The organism is Andreprevotia chitinilytica DSM 18519, from assembly GCF_000711875.1.
Lineage (GTDB): Bacteria > Pseudomonadota > Gammaproteobacteria > Burkholderiales > Chitinibacteraceae > Andreprevotia > Andreprevotia chitinilytica.
In genome coordinates this window covers 177,177-190,588 of the sequence record NZ_JONM01000008.1, presented here as the reverse complement: position 1 = coordinate 190,588, position 13,412 = coordinate 177,177, and the positions used below count along the sequence as shown (strand labels likewise).

The window sequence follows — 13,412 nt, the reverse complement described above, 5'->3', positions numbered from 1 at the left end:
CGATATAGCAACTAACCTTACATAAAAATTCGCCCGGCCCAAGGAATTGGCATGAACTGGTTCGAAGAATTCCACACCAGCCTGGAACGCAGCCTGCTACCCAGCCTTGGGCGCAAATTCGCTTTTCTCTATCTGTTTGCGCTGTTCCCGCTCGCCATCCTGATCGCCTGCTATTGGGCTGCTGACAGTCTCGCCGCTGCAGCTGCTGCGCTCAAGCTGGATGCCGTGGCAGCAGCCAAGCTGACGGATACGCTGTCTGGCGTACGAACCTTGAGCTGGGCTGCACTGGTACTGAGCGTGGCGTTGGTCACGATTCAGATGATTTATTTCAATTACTGGATCACACGGCCAGTCCGGCGGATTACCGGCGCATTGCGCCAGGTCGCCAATGGCGAAGGCGATCTTTCCGCCGACGTGCCCGTCACCACCAGCGATGAAGTGGCTCAGCTTGGGCTCGCTTGCAACGCCTTCCTCGCCAAGCAGCGCGAGATCATTTCCAGCGTCCAGACCATGACCGTCGGCATCGCGCTTGAAGCCGCCAAGTCGATGAAGAACATCAAGGATTCCGCGACCTCAACCTTGCAGCAAGACCAGCTGGCGCAGAAGGTCGTCGATGCCAGCAATGAAACCACCAGCGGCATCAACGAAGTGACACATCGCACGCAGGCCATTTCAGACACCACCGGCAACAATCTGATTCTGGCGCGCGAATCCTATGCCGAGTTGCAAGACGTTACCTCGCGCATCAACGCCATCACCACCAAGATCGAAAACTTCAGCGCCACCGTCGACGGCTTGAACAACAGTTCGTCGAGCATCAAAACCATCGTCGATCTGATCAAGGAAATCTCCGGTCAAACCAACCTGTTGGCACTGAATGCGGCCATTGAAGCCGCTCGTGCCGGCGAACAAGGCCGTGGTTTCGCGGTGGTGGCCGACGAAGTACGCAAGCTGGCCGAAAAGGTCGGCGTTGCCACCGATGATATTTCGCAAAATATCGACAGCATGCTCTCGCAAGTGGCGGAAACGCTCTCGGAAACCGAGCTGATCAACCACGATGCCAAACTCACGCATGAAGTGGTCGAGCGCGCCTCCGGTCAGTTTGCCAAGATGATGGGCGATTTCGAATCGACCAGCGATGCGCTGCAAGGTATCGCTGGCACGCTGGAAGAATTCAGCATCGCCAACAACCTCGTCAATTCGAACGTCTCGGAAATCCATCAACTCTCTCTGGCCGTTAACGAGCGGATGACGCGCTCGGCGCAATCGTCGCAAGACTTGTCCCGCGCCGCCGAGAAAGTACAGGAGATGATCGGGCGTTTCGTCGTAGGCCAGGGTGAGCTCGATGCCGCGATTCAGCGCAGCGGCCGTTTCCGTGACCAGGTCGTCGCCAAAATCGAATCCTTCCGCCAACGCGGGGTGAACATCTTCGACCAAAGCTATCAAGCCGTGGCCGGCAGCAATCCGCCCAAGTTCAAGACCAGCTACGACCAGCTGTTCGAGAAAGAAATACAGCCCTTGTATGACCAGCTGGTCAAAGAAACGCCGGGTGGCAAGTTCTCGCTCGCGGTAGACAGCAACGGTTATGGCCCTACCCACAACAGCTGGTACTCAAAACCGCAAACCGGTGACAAGGCAGTGGATCTCGTCAACAGCCGGGATAAACGCATCTTCAACGACCCGACCGGCTTGCGCGCCGCGCGCAACACACAGCGTTTCCTGCTGCAGACCTATGTCCGGGATACCGGCGAGATCGTGACCGAACTGGATGTGCCCATTGTGGTGGAAGGTCGTCACTGGGGCGGCTTGCGGCTGGGTTTCGACGCCAGTGTATTCATGCAACAGAATGGCTGATTGCTGCTTCGCGCCGACAACGCCACCGCTATCCGGTGGCGTTTTCTTTTCCTCAACCAATTTTCATTGACCAATTTCCCTGACTGAACCGACCTCATGCAAACCGCGCTCAACTGCCTGCCCCCCGTCGTGAATCCGGATGTTCGCGTGCTGGTGCTGGGCAGCCTGCCCGGTGCCGCCTCGTTAGCGCAGCAGGCCTACTACGCCCACCCGCGCAACGCCTTCTGGCCCATCATGGCGGCACTCACGCAGCAGCCGCTTGCTGCCCTGCCCTACATGGAACGATTGCAGGCCTTGCTTGATGCCGGGGTAGGACTTTGGGATGTCGTCGGGCAAGCCAAGCGACGCGGCAGCCTGGATGCCGATCTGCGTGATGTGTCGACCAATCCGCTGTTTGAACTAATCACAACGTTACCCAGGCTCCAGGCTATCGCTTTCAACGGCCAAACTGCCTACAAGCTTGGGCATAAGCAACTGCCCCCGCATCTACCGTACTACGCCCTTCCCTCCACCAGCCCGGCATTGACTACGGCATTTGCTGCCAAATTGCAGGCTTGGTCCGTCTTGCATCCCCACCTCCACGGTTGATTTGGCGACGCTAACAAACCGTCGCCGCCTGCTACGGATGTGCCGAGCATCGAATCGAACTGTTGAATAAACAACACAGATGTATTTGTCTTGATGCAACATTCTTACTCGAAACTCCTAGCATTTTCGCCAAAATTCCTTCAAACCATTTGTCGAAATTAAGAATAAATTCAGCAAGTAGAAATTTTATTTGCAAGAAATAAGTGTGCATGCTTCAATTCATTCGCACCTCAACGTAAGTGTATTCCCTAGTTCCATCGAGTGCAGTCTTGCGGGTGGATAACCTTCCCCTTTTGATGGCTCAAAGAGAATGCGTTTTAGCGCACCAAAAGAATCCGCACCCCTGCGGATATTTAGCGGTCACAATTCAAGAAAAGGTCTACGCAATATGAAAACAATCGTTGCACTTTTAATTGGTCTGGGAATTACGCTTGGCGTGTCGGCTCCGGTTTTCGCTGACACTAATCCTTGGTGCGATATCAAACATCATGTCTGCGAGAAAGATCCGTCCTATATTTCGTGCGAGCAGGCATATCAAAACTGCCCGAACGGCTGATTGGCTGATTGGCTGATTGGCTGATTGGCTGATTGGCTGATTGGCTGATTGGCTGATTGGCTGATTGGCTGATTGGCTGCGCAGCATAAGTTCTGGATCTGCCAATAGGTAGATCTCCCCTGTCAATCGCTCAAGTAAGGAATACGCAATATGAAAAAGATTGTTGCTTCACTGCTGATGGGTTTGGGTCTGACTTTTGCTGTAGCTGCGCCGGCATCAGCCGACGGTGGGCTTTGGTGTGAGATCAAGCATCACGTCTGCGATCAAGGCTCGACCAATAACGTTTGCGTCCTTGCAAACGAATACTGCGTAAACGGCTGATTTGTCGCCGCGCGACAAGTCGCAATTAAACGCAATTGAAATGAATCAAAGTGCAAAACAAGTTTTTGCGCGTAAAAGAATCTGCCAATTGGCAGACATTTAGCAGTAACCACTCAAAAAAGGGACTACGCATTATGAAAAAGATCGTTGCTTCGCTGCTTATGGGTTTGGGACTGACATTTGCGGTAGCCGGACCGGCTTTTGCTGACACACTGTGGTGCGATATCCGTCATCATGTATGCGATCAGGGCTCGACCAACTCGGTTTGCATCATCGCTGTTCAAAACTGTCCGAACGACTAATTTGGCACTTGGTGCCTAAGCGGCATACCGCTTGGACCGAGTACCGAATTGAAAGCCCCGTCGATATCGGCGGGGCTTTTTGATGGGCGTTGATTTACGCATTTGCAGCAATTATCCACGCCTTGCAAAAAAACAACGCCACCTGACGGTGGCGTTGTTCATTTCAAGCAAGCCCGAAGTTTGGGCTGCGTGACTTACTTGATCATGCCTTTGCTCTTGAGCAATTCGAACATGGTCTTGCCGATCTCGGCCGGGCTACGCGTGTAAGCGATGCCAGCACGTTCGAACGCGGCAAACTTCTCTTCTGCCGTACCCTTGCCACCGGAGATGATCGCGCCAGCGTGGCCCATGCGCTTGCCCTTCGGGGCAGTCACACCAGCGATGTAGCCAACCACCGGCTTCTTCACGTAGGCCTTGGCGAACTCAGCAGCTTCTTCTTCAGCTGAACCACCGATTTCACCGATCATGATGATCGCATCGGTATCCGGATCGTCCTGGAACAGCTTCAGTGCATCAATGTGGCTGGTGCCCGGGATCGGGTCGCCGCCGATACCGATGCAGGTCGATTGACCCAGACCCAGCGCGGTAGTTTGCGCCACGGCTTCATAGGTCAGCGTGCCGGAGCGGGACACGATGCCGATGCGGCCCGGGTTGTGGATGTGCCACGGCATGATGCCGATCTTGCACTCGCCCGGCGTGATCACGCCCGGGCAGTTCGGGCCGATCAGGCGGATGCCGGCTTCGTCGACCGCTTTCTTCACGTACAGCATGTCCAGCGTCGGCACGCCTTCGGTGATGCAGACGATCAGCTTCACGCCGGAATCGATGGCTTCAAGGATGGAATCCTTGGCAAACGCTGCCGGCACGTAGATGACCGAAGCATCAGCCTGGGTTTGGCGCACGGCGTCTTTCATGGTGTTGAACACCGGCAGGCCGAGATGCTCGGAACCGCCCTTGCCCGGGGTCACGCCACCAACAACCTTGGTGCCGACCTTCAGCGCTTGTTCAGCGTGGAAGGTACCGTTTTTGCCGGTGAAACCTTGCACCAGCACTTTCGTATCTTTATTAACCAGAACGCTCATGGTTTTTTCCTTAGTTCGTGCAGGTGATTAGGAGATGGCCTTGACGGCGGCAACGATCTTCTCGGCAGCGTCGTTCAGACCTTGGGCCGAAGTCAGCTTGAGGCCGGATTCGTCGAGGATCTTGGCGCCGAGTTCAGCATTGTTGCCTTCGAGACGGACCACGACCGGCACAGTCACGTGCACTTCCTTCACGGCAGCGATGATCGCTTCAGCGATCATGTCGCAGCGGACGATGCCGCCGAAGATGTTGATCAGCACGCCCTTGACCGAGGTATCGGCCAAGATCAGCTTGAACGCTTCGATCACGCGCTCTTTGGTTGCGCCGCCGCCCACATCGAGGAAGTTGGCCGGTTGGCCGCCCTTCAGCTTGATGATGTCCATGGTGGCCATGGCCAGACCGGCGCCGTTCACCATGCAGCCGATGTTGCCTTCCAGCGCCACGTAGTTCAGATCGAACTCGGAAGCCTTCACTTCACGCTCGTTCTCTTGCGACTTGTCGCGTTGTGCCAGCAGTTCCGGGTGACGATGCAGGGCGTTGGAGTCGAGGTTGATCTTACCATCGACGCAAGCCAGTTCGCCGTTTTCACGCAGCGCCAGCGGATTCACTTCGAACAGGGCGAAGTCGTTTTCAACGAATGCCTTGTAGGAGCCGAGGATCAGCTTGGTGAAGGCGGCGATTTGCGAGCCGGACAGGCCCAGCGCGAACGCAGCATCACGGCCTTGGAACGGCTGCATGCCAACCAGCGGATCGACTTCGATCTTGATGATCTTTTCTGGGGTTTCTTCAGCAACCTTCTCGATTTCCACGCCGCCTTCGGTGGAAACCATGAACACCACGCGCTGGCTGGAACGATCCACTACGGCGCCCAGGTACAGTTCGCGCTGCACCGGGTACATGTCTTCACACACCAGCACCGAATGCACCGGCTGACCGGCTGCGTCGGTCTGGTAGGTCACCAGATTGGTGCCGATCAGGGTCTTGGCGACTTCAGCGGCTTCTTCGCGGCTCTTCACCACCTTGACGCCACCGGCCTTGCCACGGCCACCCGCGTGAACTTGGGCTTTGACGACGGCGAACTTGCCGCCGAGCGTGTCATACGCAGCCGCAGCTTCTTCGGCGCTGTTCGCCAGAATGCCGCGCTGTACCGGCAGACCGTACTTGGCCAGCAGTTCCTTGGCTTGATACTCGTGCAGATTCATCTCAATGATCCTTTGTGAGGAAAAGGGTTCGAGCTGGCCGGGCCAGCCCGAGGGGTTCTAAATCAGCTATGCAGGCTACGCTTGTCGCAACCCAGCGCTGCTTCGTGCAGCGCTTCGGACAGCGACGGGTGAGCGTGGACAATGCGGGCGATGTCTTCGGACGAGGCGTTGAATTCCATGGCCACAACCGCTTCGGAAATCAGCTCGGAGGCAAACGGGCCGACGATATGCACGCCCAGGATGCGATCCGTCTTGGCATCGGCCAGCATCTTGACGAAGCCCTTGGCCTCGCCCAGCGCCAGCGCACGGCCGTTGGCCGAGAACAGGAACTGACCCTTTTTATAGTCAATGCCTTCGGCTTTGAGCTGTTGCTCGGTCTTGCCGACCCAAGCGATTTCAGGGCTGGTGTAGATCACCCACGGAATCACGTTGTAGTCGACATGCGGGTGTTGACCAGCGATGCGCTCGGCAACCGCCACGCCCTCTTCCGACGCCTTGTGCGCCAGCATCGGGCCACGAATCACGTCGCCAATCGCCCAGACATTCGGCAGCGCGGTACGGCAGTCATCATCGACTTCAACCTGGCCGCGTTCATTGATCTTCAGACCAACGGCATCGGCGTTCAGGCCGTCCGTGTTCGGCACACGGCCGATCGAGACGATCAGCTTGTCGAACACGCTCTTTTGTTCCGCGCCGGCAGCGTCGGTCCAGTTAACGGTCACGTCCTTCTTGCCGACCTTGATCTCGCCGATCTTCACGCCGTTGGTGATGGCGAGGCCGGTTTCCTTGGTCAGGTACTTGAACGCGTCTTTGGCGACTTGCTCGTCGGCAGCACCGAGGAAAGTCGGCATGGCTTCCAGCACGGTCACGTCGGCACCCAGGCGCTTCCAGACCGAGCCCATTTCCAAACCGATCACGCCAGCGCCGATCACACCCAGCTTCTTCGGCACGGCCGGAATCGCCAGCGCGCCTTCGTTATCCAGCACCAGCTGGTTGTCGATGGCAACGCCCGGCAGTTGGCGCACCTTGGAACCGGTAGCGATGATGACGTGGGTCGCTTCGATCACTTCGACCTTGTCACCGTCCTTGACCTCGATCTGCCACTTGTCGCCATTACGGGCCTTGAAGCTGCCGTAGCCGAGGAAGGACGTGACCTTGTTCTTCTTGAACAGGTAGGCAATGCCGCCGGTGTTCTTGTTGATGATGTCTTGCTTGCGGGCCAGCATCTTGGCGATGTCGACCTTGACCGTGCCGACATTGATGCCGTGATCGGCAAAGCCATGCACCGCGTTGTGGTAGTTCTCGGACGATTGCAGCAGCGCCTTGGACGGGATGCAGCCGACATTCAAACAAGTACCGCCGAGGCTTTGCTTGCCCACAGCGTCCTTGGTGGCATCGATGCAAGCCGTGCTGAAACCAAGCTGCGCTGCGCGGATCGCTGCAACGTAACCACCTGGGCCGCCACCGATCACGACGACGTCGAATTGTTGGGACATATTGGTGAACCTGTGAGGTGTGAGGCGTTAGGTGTGAGGAGAAAACACCCACACCATCTGGGTTGATCACAGGGGCTGGAATGACGAGCGGGCTTACACCTCACCCCTCACCCCTCACCCCTCACGTACTACAGATCGAGCAACAGACGAGCCGGATCTTCGATCGCTTCCTTGATCGCCACCAGCGACAGCACGGCTTCGCGGCCGTCGATGATGCGGTGATCGTAGGACTGAGCCAGATACATCATCGGGCGAACGACCACTTCGCCGTTCTCGACCACTGCGCGTTCCTTGGTGGCATGCATGCCGAGGATCGCGGATTGCGGCGGGTTGATGATCGGGGTGGACATCATCGAACCGAAGGTGCCGCCGTTGGAGATGGTGTAGGTACCGCCGGTGAGTTCTTCCACAGTCAGCTTGCCTTCCTGGGCGCGCTTGCCGAATTCGGCGATGGTGCGCTCGATCTCGGCCAGGCTCAGTTGGTCCGCGTTGCGGATGATCGGCACCACCAGACCACGCGGGCTGCCGACAGCCACGCCGATATCGAAGTAGCCGTGGTAAACGATATCGCTGCCATCAACGGACGCGTTCACGATCGGGTACTTCTTCAGCGCGGCAACGACGGCCTTCACGAAGAAGCCCATGAAGCCCAGCTTCACGCCGTGCTCTTTCTCGAACTTGTCCTTGTACTTGTTGCGCAGATCCATCACCGGCTTCATGTTCACTTCGTTGAAGGTGGTGAGGATGGCGTTGGTCTGTTGCGATTGCAGCAGACGCTCGGCAACGCGAGCACGCAGGCGGCTCATCGGCACGCGCTGTTCAGCGCGATCGCCAACCGGCAGCGCAACCGGCGCAGCAGCCGGCTTGGCACCACCCGCAGCAGCTTTTTGCACGTCCTCTTTCAGCACGCGGCCACCGCGGCCCGAGCCTTCGATCTTCGAAGCATCAACACCGGTATCGGCAGCCAGCTTTTTGGCAGCCGGCATCACGGTGGTACCGAAACCAACCGCGCTCGGGTCAACACCGGCAGCCTTGGCTGCAGCTTCAACCTTGGCGGTCTGCTCAGCGGCGGCAGGTGCCGGCACTGCAGCAGCTTGCGGCGCACCAGCGGCCTTGGCTTCGGTATCGATCGTGGCGATCAGGTCCAGGCTGCCCACGGTGGCGCCTTCTTGCTGAACGATGGAAGCCAGCACGCCAGCTTGCGGCGCCGGGATTTCGAGCACGACCTTGTCGGTCTCGATATCGATCAGGTTTTCGTCGCGGGCAACAGCCTCGCCGACTTTCTTTTTCCACTGCAGGAGCGTGGCTTCAGCGACCGATTCCGGCAATTGCGGTACTTTGACTTCAACAATCATGGTGTTTCTCCAAGTGGATCTTGTTGTCCGTTCAGCCTCTGCCGACAAGCAAGGCGGCCGATAGGCAAGACGCGGTCACGTTCGATACGAAAGCGCGACACCCGAGGGTGTCGCATGTGACCGCGTTGGAATTACAGCGAAAGCGCCTCATCAATGAAGGCTTTCAGCTGCGCGTTATGTTTGCTCATGTAACCGACGGCTGGCGATGCCGAAGACGGGCGGCCTGCGTACAGCAAGGTCTGCTTCGGTGACATGGCGCTTTCCAGCCGGTGGCGGATCTGGTGCCACGCGCCCTGATTGCGCGGCTCTTCCTGAATCCACATCAGTTCCTTGGCATTCGGGAATTTATCCAGCTCGGCACGCAATTCTTCGGTCGGGAACGGATACAGCTGTTCGATCCGGACGATCGCGATGTCCTTGATCTCGCGTTCCTGGCGCGCATTGACGAGGTCGTAATAAACCTGACCCGCGCACAGCAGAACACGCTTGACCTTCTTGGCATCGAGTTCGGCCACTTCGCCGATCACCGGGCGGAATTCGCCGTTGCTGAAATCTTCGATCGGGCTGGCGGCGTTCTTGGCCTTCAAGAGACGCTTGCTCATGATCACGACCAGCGGTTTGCGCACCGGGCGCAGCATCTGGCGACGCAACACGTGGAACATTTGCGCAGCTTCGGACGGCTGCACCACCTGGATGTTGTGCTCGGCGCACATTTGCAGGAAGCGCTCGACGCGTGCGGAGCTATGCTCCGGGCCCGCGCCATCGTAACCGTGCGGCAACAGCATGGTCAGGCCGCACAGACGGCCCCACTTGGTTTCGCCGGAGGTGATGAACTGGTCGATCACCACTTGCGCGCCGTTGGCGAAGTCACCGAACTGCGCTTCCCAGATCACCAGCTCGTCCGGCGCGGAAGAAGCGTAGCCGTATTCAAACGCCAGCACGGCTTCTTCATTCAGGATCGAGTCGATGACCAGGAAGTGCGCCTGGTTGTCGGAGAGGTTCTGCAGCGGGATGTAAACGCCTTGGTCCCACTTTTCGCGATTCTGATCGTGCACCACCGCATGGCGATGGTTGAAGGTGCCACGGCCGGAGTCTTCACCGGAAATCCGCACGGCATAGCCTTCGGTCAGCAGCGTGGCATAGGCAAGCGATTCGGCCATACCGAAGTCGACGCCCTGATTGCCCTTCACCATTTCGCCACGATCCTTGAGGATCTTGTCGACGTTGGCGCGCAACTTGAAGTTGTCCGGCACCTTGACGAATTTTTCGGCGAGGCGTTGCAGATCGGTCAGCGGCACAGCGGTGCTCACCGGATGACGCCAGTGATTGCCCATGTACTTGCTGAAATCGATCGCGTAAGAGCGCTTGTAGTCGGTCAGCGTGGTCTGCTCGACGTGCTCGCCACGATCCAGCGCGGCACGGTAGGCATCGATCAAGCCATTGGCTTCGGCTTCGGTCACGACGCCGTCGGCAATCAGGCGATCGGCATACTTTTTGCGCACGCCCGGATGCTTGGCGATCTTCTTGTACATCATCGGCTGCGTGACGAACGGATCATCCGCTTCGTTGTGGCCTTGACGGCGGAAGCAGACGATATCGATCACCACATCGCGACGGAACTCCTTGCGGAATGCCAGTGCGGCTTCGGTGACGAGGCACACGGCCTCTGGATCATCGCCGTTCACGTGGAAGATCGGCGCTTCGATCATCTTGGCGATGTCGGTGCAATACAGCGTCGAACGGGTGTCGCGGGTATCGGAGGTGGTGAAACCGATCTGGTTGTTGACGACGATGTGCACCGTGCCGCCCGTGCCGTAGCCACGCGTGTTGGCCAGATTGAACGTGCCTTGGTTGGTGCCCAAGCCAATGAAGGCCGAATCGCCGTGGATCAGCACCGGCAGCACTTGCTCGCCGGTCTTGTCGCCGCGACGTTGCTGACGGGCGCGCACCGAACCTTCAACCACCGGGTTGACGATTTCGAGGTGGGACGGGTTGAACGCCAGCGACAGGTGGATCGGGCCAGCCGGTGTCGGCACGTCGGCCGAGAAACCGTTGTGGTACTTCACGTCGCCGGACGGCAGTTCGGTGGTCGGGCGGCCTTCGAATTCACTGAACAGTTCACGCGGCAACTTGCCAAGCGTGTTCACCAGCACATTGAGACGACCACGGTGGGCCATGCCGATGATCAGTTCTTGCACGCCATCACGGCCGCCACCCTGCACCAGACGGTCCAGCGCAGCGATCATGCTTTCGCCGCCTTCCAGACCGAAACGCTTCTGGCCGACGTATTTCTTGCCGAGATACAGCTCCAGCGTCTCGGCCGCAGTCACCTGCTTCAGGATGCGTTGCTTCTCGGCCTTGGTGAATGCAGCCGTGGAGCGGCGTGATTCAAAGTATTCCTGCACCCACTTACGCTGCTCGTTGTTGGTGATGTGCATGTATTCCAGACCGATGCTGCTGCAATAGGTCTGCTTGAGGAAGCTAAGCACTTCAGCCGGCGTGGCACGCGGCAGGCTGCGGATATTGGTGCCAAGCATGATGCCCATATCGGCATCGGTCAGGCCGTGCGCCCTGGGATCAAGCTCGGGGATCGCGGTCTGATCCATGCGCTGCAGCGGATCAAGGCTGGCCTGGCGGCTACCCATGATCCGGTAGGCGGAAATCAGGCGCAGCAGGTTGACCTGGCGCTCGATGGCCGCTTCATCAGCTGCGGCGCCTTGCACCACACGCACGGGGCTCTTGGTCAGCTGGCGGAACGATTCTTCAATCGGCGCACGCGGGATATCGCGGTTGGCCGAACCAGCCGAGAGCTTGTCGAAGTAATCGCGCCATTCGGCGTCGACCGAAGCGGAATCGGTCAGATATTGTTCGTAGAGTTCTTCAACGAACGGGGCATTCCCGCCAAACAGGTGGGAATTCAACTCGAGTTCTTTCATCATTTTTTCTTGGTCCTGTTTGCCGGTGTGTTACACCGGCCAAGCCAGATTCAATACACGTAGCAATAAACAGCCTGGTACAAAAAAGGCGCTGTCCGATGATCAACCGGACAACGCCTGGTTACTGCATCAACCGCGCTTGGCGGCCTCGACGTAATCTCGGCGTTGCGCGCCGGTGTACAGCTGGCGCGGACGACCGATCTTCATGCCTGGATCGGCGATCATTTCGTTCCAGTGGCTGATCCAGCCCACGGTACGCGCCAACGCGAAGATCACGGTGAACATGGAAACCGGGATGCCCAGCGCGGTCAGCACGATGCCGGAGTAGAAGTCGACGTTCGGGTAGAGCTTGCGGTCGATGAAGTACTGGTCTTCCAGCGCGATCTTTTCCAGCGCCATTGCCAGCTTGAACTTCGGATCGTTGTGCAGGCCGAGCTCTTGCAACACGTCGTCGCAGGTCTTCTTCATGATCGCGGCACGCGGGTCCATGTTCTTGTAGACGCGGTGACCGAAGCCCATCAGCTTGTGGGTCTTGGCCTTCACGCCTTCCATGAACGCCGGCACGTTATCGACGTGGCCGATTTCGTCCAGCATCTTCAGCACGGCTTCGTTGGCGCCGCCATGCGACGGGCCCCACAGGCAAGCGATACCGGCAGCGATACATGCAAACGGATTGGCACCGGAGGAACCAGCCAGACGCACGGTCGAGGTGGAAGCGTTTTGCTCGTGATCGGCATGCAGCGTGAAGATGCGATCCAGCGCCTGCACCAGCACCGGGCTCGGCTTGTACTCTTCACACGGGGTCGCGAACATCATGTGCATGAAGTTCTCGGTGTAGCCCAGTGCGTTCTTCGGGTAGTTGAACGGCAGACCCTTGCTGTAGCGGTAGCACATCGCCGCGATGGTCGGGATCTTGGAGATCAGGCGGTAGATGGCCACTTCGCGGTGACGCGGATTGTTGATGTCCAGGCTGTCCTGATAGAACGCGGACAAGGCACCCACCACGCCAACCATCATCGCCATCGGGTGCGCATCGCGGCGGAAGCCCTTGAAGAACGAGGTCAGTTGATCGTGCACCATCGAGTGACGCATCACGGTGCGATCGAACTCTTCCTTCTGTGCAGGAGTCGGCAGTTCACCGAACACCAGCAGGTAGCAGACTTCGAGGTAGTCGCTGTGCTCTGCCAGTTGCTCGATCGGGTAACCGCGGTAGTAGAGCTGGCCCAGATCGCCGTCGATAAAGGTGATCTTGGATTCACATGAGGAAGTGGCAAGGAAACCCGGGTCGAAGGTGAACATGCCAGTCTTCGAAAACGCGCGGATATCGACAACATCCGGGCCCAATGTGCCCGGCAGAATCGGGAAGTCGATCGTTTGATCGCCGTTCTGGTAAGTCAGTGTGACTTTGTTTTCCATCTCGTGTGACTCCAAGGTTGCAGCCCGGCCAATGCCGGGCCCGTTTTATCGTTGCTCGGCCTGGATGCGTTCAATGATCGCGCGAAGCGTCACATCTGGGCATTCGGCCTTGCCGTTTAAATATTCAAGAAAATCCTGATCCGGCAGCAGCAGGAGCCGGCGGTAATCCTCCAGCTCTGCGGCACTTAGACCCTGGAACGCACCGTTGACGAAGCGCTCCAGTTGCAGATCGAGCTCAAGCAGCCCCCGGCGCGAGCGCCAGAGAATCCGCTTGAGTTCAACCTCGTCGATCATGTTGTTCACATC

Annotated in this window: 10 protein-coding genes; 3 read left to right on the top strand and 7 right to left on the bottom strand. The window is 58.1% G+C overall.

The window, feature by feature from the left end; all coding sequences use genetic code 11:
- The first annotated feature begins 51 nt into the window (after positions 1-51).
- The 3 genes from BR41_RS12550 (at position 52) to BR41_RS24195 (ending at position 3,319) form a co-directional block, all read left to right on the top strand.
- Positions 52-1,854: a methyl-accepting chemotaxis protein gene (locus tag BR41_RS12550; RefSeq protein WP_035056982.1), complete on the top strand. Its 1,803-nt coding sequence runs from the start codon at positions 52-54 to the stop codon at positions 1,852-1,854.
- 96 nt (positions 1,855-1,950) lie between these two features.
- Complete coding sequence (locus BR41_RS12545) at positions 1,951-2,442, top strand: DNA-deoxyinosine glycosylase (protein ID WP_035056980.1); 492 nt, start codon at positions 1,951-1,953, stop codon at positions 2,440-2,442.
- Between the two features lie 706 nt (positions 2,443-3,148).
- Entirely contained in the window at positions 3,149-3,319 is a 171-nt protein-coding gene (locus tag BR41_RS24195; protein WP_156970679.1) for a hypothetical protein, read from the top strand.
- Between the two features lie 496 nt (positions 3,320-3,815).
- Here BR41_RS24195 and sucD read toward each other — a convergent pair whose 3' ends face one another.
- The 7 genes from sucD to BR41_RS12510 form a co-directional block, all read right to left on the bottom strand.
- Entirely contained in the window at positions 3,816-4,703 is an 888-nt protein-coding gene (gene sucD, locus BR41_RS12540; protein WP_035056978.1) for a succinate--CoA ligase subunit alpha, read from the bottom strand.
- Between the two features lie 27 nt (positions 4,704-4,730).
- Positions 4,731-5,903 (bottom strand): ADP-forming succinate--CoA ligase subunit beta, encoded by a 1,173-nt coding sequence (gene sucC, locus BR41_RS12535; protein ID WP_035056976.1) that lies wholly within the window; start codon positions 5,901-5,903, stop codon positions 4,731-4,733.
- Between the two features lie 62 nt (positions 5,904-5,965).
- Positions 5,966-7,399, bottom strand: coding sequence for a dihydrolipoyl dehydrogenase (gene lpdA / locus BR41_RS12530; protein WP_035056972.1), 1,434 nt, complete (start codon positions 7,397-7,399; stop codon positions 5,966-5,968).
- A 128-nt stretch (positions 7,400-7,527) separates the two neighbouring features.
- Positions 7,528-8,754, bottom strand: a complete 1,227-nt coding sequence (odhB, locus tag BR41_RS12525; RefSeq protein WP_035056970.1) for a 2-oxoglutarate dehydrogenase complex dihydrolipoyllysine-residue succinyltransferase — start codon at positions 8,752-8,754, stop codon at positions 7,528-7,530.
- A 131-nt stretch (positions 8,755-8,885) separates the two neighbouring features.
- Positions 8,886-11,693 (bottom strand): 2-oxoglutarate dehydrogenase E1 component, encoded by a 2,808-nt coding sequence (locus tag BR41_RS12520; protein ID WP_035056967.1) that lies wholly within the window; start codon positions 11,691-11,693, stop codon positions 8,886-8,888.
- A gap of 126 nt (positions 11,694-11,819) precedes the next feature.
- Entirely contained in the window at positions 11,820-13,106 is a 1,287-nt protein-coding gene (gene gltA, locus BR41_RS12515; protein WP_035056964.1) for a citrate synthase, read from the bottom strand.
- 45 nt (positions 13,107-13,151) lie between these two features.
- Entirely contained in the window at positions 13,152-13,400 is a 249-nt protein-coding gene (locus BR41_RS12510; RefSeq protein ID WP_051710870.1) for an FAD assembly factor SdhE, read from the bottom strand.
- Positions 13,401-13,412: the final 12 nt, after the last annotated feature.